Below are 18,248 nucleotides of genomic sequence, written 5' to 3'. Positions count from 1 at the left end.
TGATTTAACCACATTTTTCAGCCACAAATTCCAATCGATTGATTTTTGTACTGATCACTTTTGACGGTTTCTAAAATTACCTTAGCGACGGCTTTTGCACCCACATCTTTTGCACTGTCCATGGTGGTCCCTTCATCCACAAGCCGATAACTTAGATCAGTTGAATCTAAAACATTTGTCGGACGCAAAATAGTATACGGAATTTCTGATTCGTCGACTAGTTTGCCCGCATACTGTTGCTGTTTTACAAACTCTTCTTGATCGTGCGTCACTGCTTGAATATTTTTAATTGGATATTCATCATTGACTCCGGCTACGGATCGAAAAATAATTTTCTCTAATTTAATTTGATGAGCTTCAATGGCATCCATTACTGCATCCAAGACGTAATCTACATCCCAGCCACTCACATTAATAACTAAAATATCTGCATGCTTCAAATGAGCAGTCAGTTGTTCAGCGTCCTGCAAATCAACAGCTTGAACATTTTGAAACCCCGTCGGAATATCCTTTTCTTCTTCAATGAAGTTAAATTGAAGTTCGTTATTTTTTTCGTCTTGGCAAGCTTCAAAAAATGCCTGCCCAACTCTATCACCAACACCCATAACCAAAAGCTGTTTCATGTCGATTGCTCCTCATTTATGTCGTAACTTCATTATAAAACGAACTCACAAAAATTGCTGTGCTATAATCAATTCAAATTAATGACTATGGGAAGTGTTGTAAGTGACTTTTGAAAAAAATCCAAATCGCCATCGTTTGATCGCACTGGATCATCAATACGTGGCTCCAGCCGGCCGAGTTTCAAAGTTTGATTTAGTGGTGGATCACGCTAAAGACGCTACTGTGTGGGATGCTGATGGCAATAGTTACATTGATTTTTTAGCAAGTGCTTCGGCAGTCAATATCGGTCATGGAAACCCCCATGTAGTGGCCGCAATTCAGCAACAGGCTGACAAACTTGTTCACTATATTTCAGGCTACTTTTATCATGAACCAGCAATCGAACTCGCTAAACGCTTAGCACTCCTAGCACCCGGAAACTCGCCAAAGAAGGTATCGTTTAGCACTTCTGGTTCTGAAGCAGCCGAAGGAATTGTAAAATTTGCCCGCAGTTACACCAAACGTTCCGTTATTTTAACGTTTCAAAATTCATGGCATGGCACAACTTTAGGAGCGGCAAGCCTTTCAGCCATTGATGCCAATATGCATAGAGATATCGGTCCATTAGTGCCAGATATTCACCATTTGCCATTCCCAGATCCACAAAAGAGATTTCCAAACGAAACCTTGGCAGATTTTTCGAAACGATATCTGGACGACCTTCGAGATTTGTTTCAACATGATATTCCTGCCGACCAAATTGCGGCTGTTCTGATTGAACCAATTCAAGGTGATGCGGGTATCATCATGCCCCCCAATGACTATATGCAAGGTTTGTATCAGCTCTGCCATGATAACGGGATTTTGTTTTGTACAGACGAGATCAATCAAGGATTTGGCAGAAGTGGCAAAATGTGGTCAATTGATCATTTTAACTTAGAACCTGATTTAATGGCTGTTGGTAAATCATTAGCTTCTGGCATGCCCCTTTCAGCTGTCATTGGAAAAGTCCCAATCATGGATAGTCTAGCTTCACCTGCAAATGCCACAACTACTGCAGCCAATCCAATCTGTTGTGCAGCTGGTTTGGCAACTTTAGATGAGGTTGAAAGGCTAAATCTACCTCAACGCTCGCAACAATTGGGGGAGTTCGCCAAAACCCAATTTTTAGAATTGCAACAAGACTTTCCAATTATCAAACAGGTGCGCATGATCGGATTAAATGGCGGTATTGAATTTGAAGCCACTAAATCTGCTTTTGTGACCGCCTTAAGTGAGTACTGTTTTGAACATGGCCTGATTATGATTTCTACTATGGACCACATTTTAAGATTTCAACCGCCTCTAGTAATCACGGAAGAAGAAATCAAAACTGGGATTGCAATTATTCGTGATGGCTTACAAAAACTAGCTTAATTTAACTTAATCAAAGTGTTCAATGAACTTAAATTAAAGTAAAATTGCCGTTTAGATTTAGTCTTTCTTTGAAATTTACCAGTTGTTAATCAAAACACAATATGCTAAACTAAGCACCACAGAATTTAATAGCACTTACCTGTATAATGTCATAATATGGTTGATAAGTTTCTACCCGACACCTTAAATGTTGGACTATGGGCGAATAGTGTTTTAGATAGCTATTTTTGGCGTATCTTTAACAATAGACGACAGACTTATACAGGTCACAACAGCAATGTTGTGGCCTGTTTTACTTTCATATTCTCAATTTATACGTTGTAAGTGACAGAAAAGGAGAACTAAATTGAAGTCTATTGAAGCAACTCATGCAAAACCAATTCAAACTATCTCACAGCCCAAAGCGGCCTTACTAGGTTTGCAACACCTCTTAGCCATGTATTCTGGAGATGTTTTAGTCCCGTTGTTAATTGGTGGTTACTTGCATTTTACAGCTTCTCAAATGACCTACTTAGTCTCTATTGATATCTTCATGTGTGGGATTGCCACGCTCTTACAACTAAAAAAAACGGCGCTAACTGGAATCGGCTTACCCGTCGTCCTTGGCTGTGCCGTTCAGGCTGTTCAACCGTTGCAAAATATTGGTGGGGCTTTAGGAATTGGTGCGATGTACGGTGCCATTATGTGTGCAGGCCTGTTTGTTTTCTTAATTAGTGGTCTGTTTTCAAAAATAAAAAATCTCTTTCCGCCCGTTGTTACCGGCTCTTTAATCACCATTATTGGTTTTACCCTAATTCCAGTTGCCTTCCAGAATCTGGGTGGCGGTACGGTTTCTTCCAAATCATTTGGGGATCCCAAGAGTTTAATCATTGGTTTCGTCACCGTCATTATCATTGTCGCCGTCAACATTTGGGTAAAAGGATTTATGCATTCGATTGCAATTCTAATTGGCATTCTTGCCGGTACCTTATTAGCAGGCGCAATGGGCATGGTATCACTTAGTCCCGTGGCCCAGGCCAGCTGGTTTCATTTGCCTCAACCATTTTACTTTGGAACCCCAACTTTTCACGGCTCCGCAATTATTACAATGATTATGGTTTCTTTAACCACAATGATTGAATCCACCGGCGTTTTCTTTGCCCTCGGCGATTTGACAGGTAAAAAAATTGAAGAAGATGATTTAAAGCGGGGCTACCGGGCCGAAGGAATTGCTGCTATGCTTGGCGGACTGTTTAATACTTTCCCATATTCCACATTCTCGGAAAACGTGGGCGTTCTTCAACTTTCCGGAGTAAAAACTCGTAAACCAATCTACTATTCAGCCTTCTTCTTAATTATCTTAGGATTGCTTCCCAAGGCCGGTGCTGTAGCTACAATTATTCCTGATCCTGTTTTAGGAGGCGCCATGATCGTCATGTTTGGAATTGTCGGTGCCCAAGGTGTTAAGATTCTCCAACAGGTTGATTTTTCAAAAGATAAAAATATTTTAATTACCTCCCTGTCAATTGGAATGGGACTCGGAGTTACCGTTTACCCACAAATTTTCCAATTTTTACCAACTGCCGCGCGGATGTTACTCACGAATGGAATCGTTGTTGCCAGCATCGTCGCCGTCGTTTTGAATTTGTTTTTCAATGGTATGCAGGGTGATGAGTCAAAATCTGAAGTTCATAAATCTAATTAGATAGTCAAATAAGTGTAAAAAAGAGGTTGGAAAGAATTTCCAGCCTCTTTTAGTTCGTATTCACTTATATATTAAACAACCTGACGATTGAATGGGTCGCTACTAATTCCCTTTTCGAGAATGGCTTTTGACCACTCTTTGGCTGAGAACAATGAATGATCACGGTAGTTACCGCAACTATACTTGTCAGTACCTTGAACGTCTTTCCATTCGATCTTGTCGGCAATGTCTTCTAATGAGCCCTTCAAAGCCTTAGCAACTTCTTCGGTAGAATGTTCGCCCCATGTAATCAAATGAAAACCTGTCCGGCAACCAAATGGTGAACAATCAATCACGCCGTCTAAACGGTCACGTAACAAACCTGCTAATAAATGTTCGATCGTGTGTAATCCTGCAGTAGGAATCGCATTTTCGTTGGGTTGTACTAACCGTAAATCAAAGTTCGAAATCTTATCGCCCTTTGCACCGCTCTCAACTGTAATCAAACGAACATATGGTGCTTTAACCTTTGTGTGATCCAATGTAAAACTTTCAACTTTTGCCATAATTTAGAAACTTCCTTTCATGTATACACTGTCTATTTTGCATCCGAAAATTATTTTTTTCAAGCGGTTACTTAATAACCGCTGAGATGTCTTGTTAAACTAATTATTTACTTCAAATAAGAAATCGGTTTTTGAACTTCAATTTTAGTGCCGTAATATTTATCTTTGATATAACGCTGAATATCTTTCTTATGATACAGTTTTACCAACTTTTTGTATTGCTTGTTACTCGCATGCTTCTTGGCAGTTGCTAAAATATTAATATTAGCACGCGTACTTTGATCAGCTTTCTCATGAAAAATCGAATCTGAAAGTACATGCAGATGGCCCTCCAAAGCCACTGTATTGGAAATAAGAACTGCATCCACATCCTTTAAAACGCGTGGTCCAGTTGTGTCATCAATTTCTTTGAACTTCAGATTCTTGGGATTACTCTTAATATCACTCACATTACCTAATGAACTAAAATTAGCCTTCAATGTGATTAAACCTGCTGACTGCAACAATAATAAATCGCGTGCCGTGTTAGCGGGATTATTGGCAATGGCAATCGTTGCGCCATCCGGAATCTGGGAAACTTTTTCATACTTTTTCGAGTAAATTCCCATTGGCTCCAAGTAAGTGGTTCCTAAAGCAGATAACTGTTGTTTTTGATGTTGTTTATTATACGCTTCATAGTAAGAATAAGATTGAAACGCATTTACATCAATGTTGCCTTGCGCCGTGCCGTTATTCAGTTGCACACCATCTGTGACCTGCTGTACTTTAATCTTTAAACCTGCCTCTTTAGCATCCTTAATCTTGGCAATATGCTTCCAGATGTCATAATCCGAACCCATTGAACCAACTGTAATCGTTTCTGTTTTAGCTTTAGCCGAGTGGCTTATTTGATGAATCCCAACCACTACAGCGACTAATACCACAATTATCCCTAAAACCCACCAAACACTTTTTCTCATATCTAACTCCCCTTGTCTTTATTATTGTTTATAGTTGCTCAAACCACATTCGTACTAATCCTCCCACACTATCTCTGAACTTCATTTAAGATCGCCTCTTTTAATGCTCTAACCGTTTTGCTAACCAATCCCCAACGAACTGGATAACAAACACCATGACTAAAATAATGATCATTGCGACAATTGTGACGTCATTTTCAAATCGCGCATAACCGATGCTAATTGCAATATCACCTAAACCACCAGACCCAATTGCTCCCGCCATGGTGGTTAGACCAATTAAACTAATGATCGTTAAAATTGAAGCTCGGATAATATCTGGTAACCCTTCACGCAAGTACACACGAAAAATAATTTCGGTGGGACTTGACCCGGAGGCCTGAGCTGCTTCCACCACACCAGGATCAATTTCCGTTAAAGCATTTTGAATCTGTCTGGCATAGAATGGAAAAATTCAAATAATCAAAGGAACCAATGCCGCCGTTGTACCAATTGTGGTACCCACTAAGTACCGAGTAAACGGGGCAATAACAGCCAATAAAATTATGAATGGAATCGATCGCAACAAGTTTACAATCTTATCTAGGAGACCATATATGAAGCTGTCCTCTAGAATTCCCCCTGGCTGACTTGCAATCAGGAAAATACCGGTTGCCAGACCTAATACGCCCGCAATAATGGCTGAAATTAACGTCATGTACACAGTTTCCCATGTGGCTTGAACAAATTCTGTTTGCATATGAATTACATTTGGAAACCAACTTGCCATTAGCTTTGCACCTCACTTTTGGGCACTTCATTAAGTCGTTTTACCCGAACTTGATTTTCTTTCAGAAACTGAATTGCCGTTTCAATATTTTTGCTTTCACCCGTTAAAACTAAAATCATGAATCCTAATGTTTCCTCATGCAGTTGTTCTACATTGGCAAACAAGATATTGCCATCCACATCAAATTGTTTTGCTAAAGTGGAAATAATCGGCTGTTCAGTAGAATGACCAATGAAGTTCAATTGAACCAACTGTTGTTTTTGCGTGAGTAGTTTAAAACTTGGATTTTCCGTCACTTTTTCAACAGCCGGACCCACGTTGGTCGCAATATTGATGAATTCTTGGGTTAACTTCTTTTGCGGCGTTGAGAAAATATCTTCAATGTTGCCCCGTTCCACAATTTTGCCTTTTTGCATGACCGCCACGTGATTACAAATTTCTTTCACTGCCTGCATTTCGTGGGTGATTAAAACAATCGTCAATCCCAAAGTTTGGTTTAGGCGTTTTAATAATTTTAAAATCGACAAGGTTGTTTTTGGATCTAGGGCACTTGTGGCCTCATCACTAATCAAAATATCGGGATTATTTGCTAATGCCCGGGCAATTGCCACTCGTTGTTTTTGACCGCCAGATAACTGACGAGGATAATCATTTTTGCGCTGCTCTAAACCAACCAGCTTTAGTAATTCTGTGGCCCGTTGAATGCGGTCTTTTTTGGATAGCTTTGTCTTCAACAGTGGATATTCAACATTGCCTAAAATTGTTCTGGATTTCATCAGGTTAAAGTGCTGAAAGATCATGCCAATTTTGGTGCGTGCCTGGCGTAATTCAACTGGCTTTAACTTCAGTAAATTTTGGTTATTAATATGCACTTCACCAGATGTTGGTTTCTGTAATAGATTAATCACCCGAACCAATGTGCTTTTCCCAGCGCCTGAATAACCAACAATGCCATAGATGTCACCTTTTTCCACTTGTAAGTCAACGCCCTTAACTGCTTGGACTTGGTTTTCACCATCCTTAAATGCCACCGTAATTTTCTTTAAATCAATAATAGTTTCAGTCATCCAATCACCCTCTTTTTTGCAATAAAAAAAGTTTCCGCCCTATGTCTTAATTAAAAGACTAGGGACGAAAACTTCGTGTTACCACCCATGTTTATGCTCTTCTCACAAACAGCACCTCAACGATACAAACGTAAACTAAACTTATATCTGGGATTATATCGTATCCTCACGTGTTTAAAGCTTGCACCTCAAACATTAGCTCTGAGCCCATCTTCAATCCTGACAATCGATTCCTTTTCACCAATCGGAACTCTCTAAGCAATTGCTGGACTTACTCTTCTCTTCATCGCATTAATATTAATAATGCATTTATTCTATCATCAAATTTTAATAAATCAAGTTCTTGTGCAAAATGCGATATAATAAAGTTAATTAATCGTTGTCAGCTTCCCACCTCACTGGCAACCAGCGGAGGTAACATGAAATGAAACAAACATTAGATGATTTTATCTGCACTTGGGCGAAAACTGGTGGCCCAGAAATTCGCGCCTATCATAAAAATGAATGGTGTCAGCCAGCCCACGATGACCAGTATATTTTTGAAATGATGAGTTTAGAAATTTTTCAAGCCGGGCTGAACTGGGAACTCGTTTTAAAAAAGCGCCCTGCTTTTCAAAAGGCGTTTGCCAACTTTGATTTAAACAAAGTTGCCGCAATGACGGCAGAAGATACTGAAAAACTTCTCCAAGATCCCAACATCATTCGAAATCGTTTAAAAATTCAAGACACAGTTAGCAACGCTAAGGCATTTTTAAAAATTCAAAAGGAATTTGGAAGTTTCGATCATTACATTTGGCAATTTGTCAATAATCGTCAGGTAAATAATCACATCCGCATTCCTGTCGAAATTCATTCTAAAACACCACTCTCCGAGAAAATCGCTAAGGATCTAAAGAAACGTGGCTTCAAGTTTATGGGTCCCACGATCACTTACTCATTTATGCAAGCAATTGGACTAGTAAACGATCATGAAATCAGTTGTATGGATAATCCTGGTTAATTTTAATTACAGAGGAGCTAACAAATTATGACACAGGCAAAATACGTTGAAACCAAGGCTAACGGGCTCTTCTCTGGAGTTTATTTTATGGGTCGTTGGGTACCTAAAACGATTGATAATCAATCCGTGATGTACACCACAAACTTAGGTGCCTCTTTACTAATGATGACTAAAAACACCAATCGGCTTAAGCTTAAGTTTTTAAATACCACACCCACTTCTAAATTTCAGCCCGAAATCGCCATCTTTATTGATGACCAGCCCGAGCTTCGATTGAAGGTCAATGAAGTACATAGCGAACTTCAATTTGAAACAAAAAAGCCCCATCTGATCCGGATTACCTTTGCGGGAAATTCAGATGCAGATGAGGTCTGGTTACATCAGCAAGGCTTAGCAATCAGTTCAATTTCCGTGCCTACTTCCGGAAATCTCATTGCGGTTAAGCCTGCTGGTAGAACAATTGCGTTTGTAGGTGACTCAATTACAGCTGGTTGTTGGGTGTTAAAACGCATCCCTTCTTCTGGCTATGCAGCGGAACAAAACTACGCTGCACAGACTGCCAGATTGCTTAATGCGCAAGATATTCGTATCGCTTATAGTGCAGCTGGTTTGTTGCGCTATGGTACTGGTGGAGTGCCGGTAGCGCCCCGATTTGTGAAATATATCGATTTTGAAACGCCCGCCCCAGCCTACCATCCCGACCAAGTCATCGTGAATATTGGTACAAATGACCGCCGTTTTGAAGCTCTACTCGTCCAAGAACAGTTCTTAAATTTTTTCCAAGAACTTCATGCGCTATTTCCGGACGCTCATTTAAATGTCTTAGTTCCATTTAATCAGAGTTTTGCTAAGGAACTTAAGCAATTGGCCGATCGATTTCCTCAACTAATTTACTTAATTGAAACAAGCGCTTGGCCAATCACTTATACAGATGGCGTGCATCCCGACCTAAACGGCTCTAAGATCATCGCCCAAAACCTTTCGCAAGTCTTACTGCAACATTATGGCAAATCATATTTTGATGTTTAACTAGCTTTAAGATCAGATAATCCTAGTCTTTTTTAGTTCAAACTACTTTCAGAATCAGCAACGAGTTTCTCTTTAGTTGCCGTTTTTTTTTCGTCAGTTGTATGCTTCAATCCAATCCCGGTAAAGCCACTAATGATCGAGAAGATTGGTGACAAGATGCTAAAAAATGCGAAGGGCAGAAAATGGAGGGTCGAAACACCCAATGTATTTGCGGCAAACGCGCCCGCAACCCCCCATGGAATCAAATAATTGATAACTGTTCCGCCATCTTCAAGGACACGGCTCAAGGCAAGGTTAGCTAACCCAGATTTATTGTACGCCTTCTTGAAAGCTTTTCCTGGTAGAATCACTGATAAGTACTGTTCACCAATAAAGATGTTGACCCCAATTCCAGAAAGAATTGTGGCAGTGACCATTTTACCGTCTGAGTTCAAGTGCTTTGTTAAGGGCTCCATCACGGCTTGAATCAAGCCAAACTTCATTAGAAGGCCACCTAACGACAGGGTAAGGATAATTAAGGAAACAGTGCCCATCATGCTACCAATGCCGCCACGAGTCAATAATGCATCAACACTTGCATTCCCCGTTTTAGATACAAACCCGCTTTCAATAATCGTGGCAATTTTGCTTACTTGAGTTTGGGGTTGTTCAATGAATACCATCAACACGGAAACGACAATGTTAATAAATAAAGTTGGAATTGCAGGAATTTTCTTCCAAGCACAGAAGAACATCAAAGCGATTGGAATAATTGCCCAGAAATTAACACTAAAGTGCGCTTGTAAAACTGCCACAGTTTGATCAATCTTTCCCAAATTAGCAGAAGATGTAGCGTGAAAACCAAGTATGGCGTAAAGAATCAATGAGCCTAAAAAGGCAGGAATCGTGGACCACATCAAGTTTTTAATATGATCAAACAAGTCAACACCGACAACGGCAGAAGCTAAGTTTGTGGAATCTGATAGTGGTGAAGACTTATCACCAAAGATTGCGCCGGAAATAATTGCCCCAGCAACTAATGCAGGATTGACACCCATTGTCATACCCATTCCGAAAAAGGCAATTCCAATTGTGGAAATAATGGTGAACGCTGAGCCAATTGAAGTTCCAACCAAGGCACAAACAAAGAATACCGATGGCACAAACCAAGTGACACTAATCATGTGGAATCCTAGAACCATCATTGAAGGAATAATCCCAGCAGCAATCCAAGTACTAATTAATGCGCCGACAAGAATAAAAATAAAAATTGGAATAATTCCGGTTTGAATACCTTCTTTAATGCCATTATCGACATCTGTCCAGGCAAAGTGACGAATCCGCGCCCAAAATGTAACCACGACTAAAACCAATAATACGGGTACTTGTGGCGATAAACCGAACTTAATTACGCCTAATCCCATAATGATTAACATTGCTAACAACACAATAACTGCTTCTTTAAAACTCACTTTATTTTTCATATTGCACCTCATTTTTAGTTTTCTTAAAAATTTTGACCACCTGTAATTTCTAAGGAAGCCTTAATAACGAGGCATTCCTCCGCATGTTCGTTTTTCCATAATTCTGCCGCTCCTTCCAAATTTTAGGGAACAAAAAAGTCCCTGCTGTAATTTATACAACAGGGACGATAAAACCGTGGTACCACCCAAATTGAAAGAATCCCAAAAACAGATTCTCTCCACTCACTAGAAGGTAACGGCTCTAGTTATTATCCGTTCAATTGAAACTGTTTCATGGTATTTCATCTAAATTATCCTGATCGGTTCGCAGCAACCACCGACTTTCTGACACCCAGATAATTAGCTACTTGGTATGAAAGTTAACGTTAAATATTAAGTTGAATGCATCTTACCACGCCAAAAAATTCTCGTCAACTAAAAATTAAAAATAAATTAGAGAATTGGTGATAACAGGCGAGAAAAATATTGCTTGAACTTCAGCCATGCTGATTGTTCGTCATACATTTTCGAGGTTTGTAAAGTTGATTTTCGAATATCCGCTTTAAATATATCTTCTAACTTTTCAGCTACTTTTTCGTCGTACAGGAACGTATTAACTTCAAAGTTTAGTTTAAAACTACGAAAATCCATATTGGCTGAACCGACTGAACTTACTTTTCCGTCCACAACCATCGTTTTTGCATGTAAGAATCCAGCATCATAGTTATAAATCTGAATACCCCATTTAGCACATTGTCGTGCATAGTACTGAGTTGCACGGTAAACAAAGGCATGGTCTGGCATGTGAGGAATCATAATCCGCACATCAATTCCTGATAGTGCCGCTACTCGTAAAGCATCCAACACACTATCATCCGGAATTAAATAGGGGGTCTGCATCCAAATTGAACGATGAGCTGAATAAATCAACTTCAAATAGCCCAGTTTAATGGTTTCTGTATCCGAATCCGGGCCACTCGCGACCACCTGCAAACTGGTATTACCATTAACCTTGGCCACAGGGAAATAGGTTGAACCGGGATCAAATACTTTATCAATTGAGTGCTCAGGTTCAGTGGCATTCCAATCACGAATAAAACGAGCCTGTAAACCATATACACCAGAGCCAGCGATCCGCATATGCGTATCACGCCAATACCCAAATTTTTTCTTTCGACCTAAATATTGATCGCCAATATTGAACCCACCTGTATACCCAACTTGACCATCAATAACCACAATTTTTCTATGGTCTCTGAAGTTTAAACGAAAGTCGGTGACTGGTGAATGAGTCCCCAAGAATGGTGAAGCATGCCCACCAAGTTCACGAAGATGATCAAAAAATTTAGTCTTGGTACCCATTGATCCCCAAGAATCCCAGATAACACGCACATCAACGCCTTCAGCAGCCTTCTTTTCCAATAGATGGAGTACATCATGACCAATTTCATCAGCATAAAATGTGTAAAATTCAATATGAATATGCTTTTTTGCACGTTCAATATCTTGGAACATTTCATGAAATAATTCTTTACCATCCGTAATTAGTTTCACCCGATTTCGGTGACTCAAAAAGGCGGAATCTGCATTCATAAACATAGTTGCCATCCCGCTTGCATCTTCAACAACCTTGTCAGCCGCTGTATGATCACTATTTAATTCTTGTGTTTGTCGAGCTAAAACTCGTTGTAATTCAATTTTAGTTTCTTTTCTCAATTGAAACATTTTACCTTTAGGCAGTTTTCGTCCTGCAAACGCATAAAAGATGAAACCGACAACGGGAAGAAAAAAGAGGACAAGTAACCAAGCCCACGTTGCAGCAATATCTCGTTTTTCACGAAAAACAGTCACAATAGCAGCTAGTGAGTTCACTGCAACAATAATTTCTATGATAATATGTACCCAGTTCATAATTATCCCCCGATAGCTAATATACTACTAATTTTTATAATAAATGCACACTTTATGCACTAACGTTTCGACAAATAGTAACAAAATAAGCAGCATCCAGTGTCATGTGTTTATTCTACCCTTACATAGGCATATTTAAAACCGGTTTTGGTTTTTTGCAAAAAAATTGGTTTAAAAAGATCATCTCTTTTCCAAACCAGTTTGGTGTTTCTAAATTTTGGGTACAAAAAAACCGTTGCCGCGGCAACGGAAAATAAGTAACATGACCATATACATGATCATCCATTCACTTTATGGGGGGAGTAAATGAAAAAGTTATTTATATGATTAATAATATCCACAAATTGTGAATATTTTGTGAAGACAATATTGCAGTTAAATTACATTTTTAAAATTAAATTTAAAAAGGAAAAGTACGCGATGACACAAACTAACAAAGTCCAAATATTACCCGCCAAAGCAGAAGATACTTTGCAGTTAGCCCAGGTGTATCTGCATTCACGACAAGAAACCTTTCCGTGGGTCAAACATCCCACCCATTCTGACTTTGAACGTGATTCAAAAGGTGAATTAACCTTAAAGGCTGTTTTAAATGACAAAATTGTGGGCTTCATTAGTTTTTATGAACAGGATAATTTTGTTCATCTTTTATTTATTGACCCTGAATATATGCATTTAGGAATTGGCCGCCAGTTAATTGACCATGTCCGCCAACTAGCAACTGCCCCAGTTATTTTAAAATGCGTACGTAAAAATACCAACGCACTTGCTTTTTATAAAGCACAAGGGTTTAAAATCATTGGTAAATCCTCGTGGGAGTCACCGGCTTACTTCACCCTTCAAGATACAAGAAAAGAAGATTATCCGCATTTTAAATTGCGATAATCTTCTTTTTTACTTTCTAACTTGAACTAACACACCGTTGACACTATCGCTATCAACAGTCCGGGCTGCATTAAAGCCATGAAAAATGAGTCCCTTATACTTTTTGGCCAACCCCTTTTTTAACTTAAATTGATAAGTAGCAGGAATCCCAGAAAGTTTCATTTTTAAAGTTACAATTGTCTGTTTTTGTTTATTTACTTTAAGTTTATAAGTTCCTTTACCAAATTTATTAAGACCCTTAGCTTTTTTAGCTGCTGAATAGGAAGAATAGTACTTTTTTACGTTATAAGCTTCAACAGTTCCTTTTTTTGAAAACACAAACGCCTCTATTCCAGAATTGGACTTGGCCTTTACTGATTTAGAAAAATACCATAACCCACTATTATTCCGAATTTGTTTGCTGGCGGACACTTTAGAAACTTTTGGTGCGCTGGATTTGATGGATCTTCCCGAATCAGTTCCAGATTGCGCACAACCCGTTAATACCAAGCTTAATCCTAAAACTGATATTCCAATAAAAATAGCTAATCTTTTAAATCTTTTCATCGCGCTCACCCCATTTTGCTTGCGTCATTTGCTAACTAAATTATACGTCGTTTTGTTGTTTCTCGCTATCAAAACTATTTAAGATCCTTGAACTCTGGTCGCGACTTGGGTACCAAAAACTGACCAGGAATTGCGCCAACCCGTTTAGTTACTTTATTCCAATAACGCGGGATTAGATGAATATGACAGTGAAAAACGCTTTGACCGGCCGCAGCACCAGAGTTAATTGTGACATTATACCCATCAGGCTCAAATTTGGCGTCTAACAGTTTTTTTGCATCTGCGATCATTTGTACTAGTTCGGCTTTTTCTGCGTCCGTAACGTCCCAAACTTGCGTTACATGCCGTTTAGGGATAATAAGTAAGTGTCCCTTGCTAACTGGATGAATATCCCAGAACGCAATCACGAGTTTGTTTTCAAGTACATAATCTGATGGTTGTTTTTGACAGAATACACAGTTTGGATCAAAGTCCATGATCTCGCCTCCTTGAAAATAGTTATATAACTCCATTGTACGCTCTATACAAAAAAGAGAAGTGACAATTTAAAATCATCACTTCTCCTTTGTAGAAAACTACAAGTTAATGTTTATTCTTATTCTTCTTTTTCCCAAATGAAATTCCTTCGTACGTTAACTTAATCAAGGCTGGTAAGAGTACTGGGATGATAATGATTAAAATAATCAACCCAATAATAACTACCAAGGCAACTTGAATTAACGTCAACACTCCAGATGGAATCATCGCGGCAAAGGTTCCGCTCAAGATAATCATGGCTGAAAGGACAACAGCACCAATGACTCCTGAAGCTTCTAAGATCCTTGCGCTTGGTTTCAAACTCTTGTTGGAATCACGATACCTCATCATTAAGAAGATACTGTAATCCACACCTAACGCGATAATCATGATGAAACCAAAGAATGGTGTGTTCCAAGTCAACATAGATTGTCCCAAGAACATATTACTGATTGCCTTAGTAATTTCTAAGGAACTGTAATAAGCCAACAACAACGTGCCGATAATATAAAATGGCATCAAGATTGAACGGGTAACAAACATTAAAGCAATTAAAATTCCCACAATCATAATGGCCGCAGTACGAGTAAAGTCGTTTCCGGCAACCTTATTAATATCTGCAGTTTGTGAGGTTTGACCACCCATTGCAACTGTTGCATCCTTCAGCGAAGTTCCACGAAGATCATCCTTTACCTGCTTCTGAATAGCTTTAGACTTCTTCATCGAAGCAGCTGAATTAGGATTTGAATCAAGGACAATTGTTAACTTGGTTGCTTTCCGATCTTCAGAGTAGTAAGTCTTCAAAACGGGTTTAAATGACTTGCCATGAATTTGCTTTGCAGGAATATAGAAGGTCTTACCTACCGCAGAATTCCCCATACCGTTTAAGTAACTATTTGCAGTTGTCATCCCAGAACCAATCGTTTTAGTTCCTTTTGCGGCTGTCTTCAAACCGGATTGAAGCGTAGTTACTTTTCCGGATAAGCCTTTCAAAGTACTGTACATTTGCTTTTGACCAGAAACTTCCTGATCAAGACCACTTGTCATAGCAGGCGTTGAACTTGCCAAAGTACTTGCACCACTTGAAAGCTGGTTAAGGCTACTTGTTAACGTGCCTAAACCACTAGTAAGAGTTCCTACTCCGCTAGTTAGTTCACTACTCTTGCTTGCTAATGTGGAAGCACCACTTGAAGCAAGTTGAACCTTGCTAGCATACGTATTAATCCCACTATTCAGCTGAGAAACACCGTTAACTAAAGCAGAATTCTTATTGACCTGCGTGTTAAGTTGCTCAACACCAGCCGTAAACTGTTTCAGTTTTGAAATGCTACCAGAAGCACTCTGTAATTGTGTTCTCAATGAACTCAACTCTTTATCACTAATGTTTGTTGAATTCAATGTATTTGCTTTCTTCATCACTGTTTCAAGCTCAGTGAGTGTGTTGAAATCAATATGGACTGCATCCAATTTTGTTTCAAGACTTTCAAGACTTTTGACCTGTGTCTTGACGCTTGAAAGCCCACTTAATGTTTCACCGGTAGTCTTCTTAATCGTTTGTGCTGAAGCGCCCGCTTTCTCAATTTGTGATTCAGCTGTAGCTAATTTTGGTCCTAATTTTTGTTTGTCAGCAGATGACAGTGTACTTTGATCAATACCATGCAATGTTTTAAGAGCGGCTGTATTAGAATCCGCAGCTTGTGCAGAATCTGTTGCAGCTGAAGTTAACGCAGTAGAAACTTTTTCTAAACTAGCAGATAAACTATTAATTTTCTTAGCCGATTCCAACTCAGTCAATAATGGTGCCAATTTTTCAAGACTAATAATTGCGTTTTGTGATTGAGCCAACTCTGCCTTTAAATCATTTAATTCTTTCACCTTGCTACTCAAACCAGAGAATTCACTCATTGCTGCATTTCCATCACTTAATGATTGCTGGAGCGTATCCAATTGTGAATCAATCTGGACTGCTGCACTATTCAGTGTAGAAACTCCAGTTGACAGTTTTTGAGCTGAATTCAGCAAGCTTTGTGAACCACTGGTTAAGTCTCCAGACCTATTACCAAGTTGGCTTAGACCAGAACTTAAAGTGTCAACACCACCAGCATATTGGTTCAAACCGCTAACTAAAGGTTCCATTTGGGTTCCCATTGACGAAACTCCAGAAGAAATTTTGGAAGCCCCACTTGAAAGTTGGTTAGCACCACTTGTAATCTTCAAGGAACCATTACGCAAAACTTCAGTTCCATCAATTAATTTTTGAACACTATTCAAACCACTACTCATATTGGTTGCGGCTAACTGATCAGACGCACTAGTTAGACCTTTACCAATTGTATTCAAGCCTGTGTGAGCTTTATCAATCCCAGTTGTAACTGTTTTGACTTGGCCCTTCACATACAATTTACCAATCTCAGAACCACCAGGTTGGGTAGCAGAAGCGACCGTTTTAATGCCTTTTTCTTTTTGAAGTTGTTTGGTAATTTGATCAACTAACTTCAAAGTTTTTTCATTATCCAAACGTTTGTTAGAGCGAATATATAGTGTGGATGGTTCAGCAGTTCCTGCTGAGAAATGATCCTTAACTACATTGAATCCAACCTTTTCAGGTAATGTATCACTCAATTCATCTAAATCATCATAATTTAAAGTTCCTGAACCAGTTATCACAAAAGGCACAGTTAAAAGTAACACTAATGCCAAAGCAATTAGTGGATGCAAAATTGAAGAATTCGCTAAAGCATGCCACATCTTGCTTTGTGAATGACCATCAAATTTCTTAGATGGCCAAAACATCTTTTTGCCCAATACGTGCATGAAAAATGGGTTCAAGGTTAATAAAACAACAATTAAAACAGCGACACCTAAAGCAACGCCCACTGCTGATTTATAGATCGAAAACTTAGCTAAACCAAGTGCTAGGAAACCAATAAATACAGAAGAACCACTGTATAAAATGGTGCGCCCGGCCGTTCGAATGGCCTTTTTACTAGCCGTATGCCGATCTTCACCCTTACTTAACTGCTCTTTAAATTGATCATACAGCAAAATATTATAGTCAGTTCCAATTCCGAATAAGACCACCACAATAAAGACCTGGGTAAAGTTTGAGAATGGGAAGTTAGCTCGTGAAACTAAGTTCGTCACAATCGAAAGCGTTGTGATAAACGACACACCCACTGTAAAAACGGAAATTAATGGGACGATTGGTGATCGGAAAACTAAAATTAAGACAATAAAAATGAAAATTGCCGCAATAATCTCAGTTTTCTTAACCCCTTCTTGGGTAGCTTCCGAGAACTTTTCATTCAGAATGTCACCACCGGTAATGTAAGATTTCACATTAGGGGTTTTAACGGCTTTGGTTAGTTCTCGATCAATGGTTTTATAAGAACCATGATCCTTTGAAACCAACACTTGAACAAGTTCTGTTGTCTTGTCTTTTGAAATTAATTGTTTACGGGTTTCCGCATTATCCGATGCAGCCGTAATATCCTTAATTCCCAATTTCTTCTTGTTATCGCGCAGATAATTAATGGTACTATTGATATTCTCTTTTTGATCTGCGGTTAATTTTTTGTTGCCATTATTAAAAATAGCAACTACTTGCGTCGTATTCCCTTGTCCATAGCCCCATTTGGACTGAATTCGATTTGCAATTTGGCTTTGTGCAGCACTAGGTATCTTGGTATCACCATGAGATCTTACTAATTGATCAATATTAGGTAAACTAAAAATACTAATTAAAATTATGCCAATCCAAACAATTAGCGCAATCCCATGATTTTTCACAAGCTTTTGCATGTTTATCTCCTTTCAATGTCCAGTTTAATATACAAGAGGATATTATAAGCGTTCCGAAAATAAATGTAAACAATT

The 18,248-nt window shown here is 38.9% G+C and carries 14 protein-coding genes, 1 pseudogene and 1 riboswitch; of the genes and pseudogenes, 5 read left to right on the top strand and 10 right to left on the bottom strand.

Going from position 1 to position 18,248, the window contains the following annotated elements:
* Nucleotides 1-17 precede the first annotated feature (17 nt).
* Nucleotides 18-623, bottom strand: coding sequence for an SDR family oxidoreductase (locus PPA04_RS02625; RefSeq protein WP_057782962.1), 606 nt, complete (start codon nt 621-623; stop codon nt 18-20).
* Between the two features lie 103 nt (nt 624-726).
* On the opposite strand from PPA04_RS02625, the gene PPA04_RS02620 reads away from it, so the two are divergent.
* Nucleotides 727-2,019: an aminotransferase class III-fold pyridoxal phosphate-dependent enzyme gene (locus tag PPA04_RS02620; protein WP_057782959.1), complete on the top strand. Its 1,293-nt coding sequence runs from the start codon at nt 727-729 to the stop codon at nt 2,017-2,019.
* 119 nt (nt 2,020-2,138) lie between these two features.
* A riboswitch (purine riboswitch) is annotated at nt 2,139-2,237 on the top strand.
* Between the two features lie 137 nt (nt 2,238-2,374).
* Nucleotides 2,375-3,703, top strand: a complete 1,329-nt coding sequence (locus PPA04_RS02615) for a nucleobase:cation symporter-2 family protein (protein ID WP_260280958.1) — start codon at nt 2,375-2,377, stop codon at nt 3,701-3,703.
* Nucleotides 3,704-3,774: 71 nt separating this feature from the next.
* On the opposite strand, the gene PPA04_RS02610 is transcribed toward PPA04_RS02615, so the two are convergent.
* The 4 genes and pseudogenes from PPA04_RS02610 to PPA04_RS02595 form a co-directional block, all read right to left on the bottom strand.
* On the bottom strand, nt 3,775-4,248 hold the full coding sequence (locus tag PPA04_RS02610; RefSeq protein WP_057782956.1) for an S-ribosylhomocysteine lyase: 474 nt from the start codon (nt 4,246-4,248) through the stop codon (nt 3,775-3,777).
* Between the two features lie 107 nt (nt 4,249-4,355).
* Nucleotides 4,356-5,207 carry a MetQ/NlpA family ABC transporter substrate-binding protein gene (locus PPA04_RS02605; RefSeq protein ID WP_057782954.1) on the bottom strand — a complete coding sequence of 284 codons (852 nt, stop codon included), beginning with the start codon at nt 5,205-5,207 and terminating at the stop codon, nt 4,356-4,358.
* A 100-nt stretch (nt 5,208-5,307) separates the two neighbouring features.
* Nucleotides 5,308-5,976: pseudogene (locus PPA04_RS02600) on the bottom strand (methionine ABC transporter permease).
* Entirely contained in the window at nt 5,976-7,043 is a 1,068-nt protein-coding gene (locus PPA04_RS02595) for a methionine ABC transporter ATP-binding protein (RefSeq protein WP_057782952.1), read from the bottom strand. The pseudogene PPA04_RS02600 and the gene PPA04_RS02595 overlap by 1 nt, the downstream one beginning before the upstream one ends.
* Nucleotides 7,044-7,467: 424 nt before the next feature.
* Here PPA04_RS02595 and PPA04_RS02590 point away from each other — a divergent pair, with 424 nt between their 5' ends.
* Together PPA04_RS02590 and PPA04_RS02585 are read left to right on the top strand one after the other, a co-directional pair.
* Nucleotides 7,468-8,043, top strand: coding sequence for a DNA-3-methyladenine glycosylase I (locus PPA04_RS02590; RefSeq protein WP_057782950.1), 576 nt, complete (start codon nt 7,468-7,470; stop codon nt 8,041-8,043).
* Between the two features lie 27 nt (nt 8,044-8,070).
* Complete coding sequence (locus tag PPA04_RS02585) at nt 8,071-9,072, top strand: SGNH/GDSL hydrolase family protein (protein ID WP_057782948.1); 1,002 nt, start codon at nt 8,071-8,073, stop codon at nt 9,070-9,072.
* Between the two features lie 32 nt (nt 9,073-9,104).
* Here the strand turns inward: PPA04_RS02585 and nhaC are convergent, their stop codons facing one another.
* Nucleotides 9,105-10,535 carry a Na+/H+ antiporter NhaC gene (gene nhaC, locus PPA04_RS02580; protein WP_147206699.1) on the bottom strand — a complete coding sequence of 477 codons (1,431 nt, stop codon included), beginning with the start codon at nt 10,533-10,535 and terminating at the stop codon, nt 9,105-9,107.
* A gap of 432 nt (nt 10,536-10,967) precedes the next feature.
* On the bottom strand, nt 10,968-12,425 hold the full coding sequence (gene cls / locus PPA04_RS02575) for a cardiolipin synthase (RefSeq protein ID WP_057782944.1): 1,458 nt from the start codon (nt 12,423-12,425) through the stop codon (nt 10,968-10,970).
* A 420-nt stretch (nt 12,426-12,845) separates the two neighbouring features.
* Here cls and PPA04_RS02570 point away from each other — a divergent pair, with 420 nt between their 5' ends.
* The gene (locus PPA04_RS02570; RefSeq protein WP_068808471.1) at nt 12,846-13,310 is read left to right on the top strand and encodes a GNAT family N-acetyltransferase; all 465 of its coding nucleotides are present in this window, start codon (nt 12,846-12,848) and stop codon (nt 13,308-13,310) included.
* 9 nt (nt 13,311-13,319) lie between these two features.
* On the opposite strand, the gene PPA04_RS02565 is transcribed toward PPA04_RS02570, so the two are convergent.
* From PPA04_RS02565 to PPA04_RS02555, 3 genes are all read right to left on the bottom strand, one after another.
* Complete coding sequence (locus PPA04_RS02565; protein WP_057782940.1) at nt 13,320-13,856, bottom strand: hypothetical protein; 537 nt, start codon at nt 13,854-13,856, stop codon at nt 13,320-13,322.
* A gap of 74 nt (nt 13,857-13,930) precedes the next feature.
* Nucleotides 13,931-14,332 carry an HIT family protein gene (locus PPA04_RS02560; protein ID WP_057782938.1) on the bottom strand — a complete coding sequence of 134 codons (402 nt, stop codon included), beginning with the start codon at nt 14,330-14,332 and terminating at the stop codon, nt 13,931-13,933.
* 106 nt (nt 14,333-14,438) lie between these two features.
* The gene (locus PPA04_RS02555; protein ID WP_057782936.1) at nt 14,439-18,173 is read right to left on the bottom strand and encodes an MMPL family transporter; all 3,735 of its coding nucleotides are present in this window, start codon (nt 18,171-18,173) and stop codon (nt 14,439-14,441) included.
* Nucleotides 18,174-18,248: the final 75 nt, after the last annotated feature.

It is taken from the genome of Pediococcus parvulus, assembly GCF_007990205.1.
Lineage (GTDB): Bacteria > Bacillota > Bacilli > Lactobacillales > Lactobacillaceae > Pediococcus > Pediococcus parvulus.
This window is presented reverse-complemented; position numbering and strand designations above follow the sequence as displayed.

Coding starts and splice junctions, on each gene's coding strand:
- PPA04_RS02595 (WP_057782952.1), bottom strand. CDS start 7,043: ATGACTGAAACTATTATTGATTTAAAGAAAATTACGGTGGCATTTAAG.
- PPA04_RS02565 (WP_057782940.1), bottom strand. CDS start 13,856: ATGAAAAGATTTAAAAGATTAGCTATTTTTATTGGAATATCAGTTTTA.
- PPA04_RS02625 (WP_057782962.1), bottom strand. CDS start 623: ATGAAACAGCTTTTGGTTATGGGTGTTGGTGATAGAGTTGGGCAGGCA.
- PPA04_RS02605 (WP_057782954.1), bottom strand. CDS start 5,207: ATGAGAAAAAGTGTTTGGTGGGTTTTAGGGATAATTGTGGTATTAGTC.
- PPA04_RS02610 (WP_057782956.1), bottom strand. CDS start 4,248: ATGGCAAAAGTTGAAAGTTTTACATTGGATCACACAAAGGTTAAAGCA.
- PPA04_RS02570 (WP_068808471.1), top strand. CDS start 12,846: ATGACACAAACTAACAAAGTCCAAATATTACCCGCCAAAGCAGAAGAT.
- PPA04_RS02590 (WP_057782950.1), top strand. CDS start 7,468: ATGAAACAAACATTAGATGATTTTATCTGCACTTGGGCGAAAACTGGT.
- nhaC (WP_147206699.1), bottom strand. CDS start 10,535: ATGAAAAATAAAGTGAGTTTTAAAGAAGCAGTTATTGTGTTGTTAGCA.
- PPA04_RS02560 (WP_057782938.1), bottom strand. CDS start 14,332: ATGGACTTTGATCCAAACTGTGTATTCTGTCAAAAACAACCATCAGAT.
- PPA04_RS02585 (WP_057782948.1), top strand. CDS start 8,071: ATGACACAGGCAAAATACGTTGAAACCAAGGCTAACGGGCTCTTCTCT.
- PPA04_RS02555 (WP_057782936.1), bottom strand. CDS start 18,173: ATGCAAAAGCTTGTGAAAAATCATGGGATTGCGCTAATTGTTTGGATT.
- cls (WP_057782944.1), bottom strand. CDS start 12,425: ATGAACTGGGTACATATTATCATAGAAATTATTGTTGCAGTGAACTCA.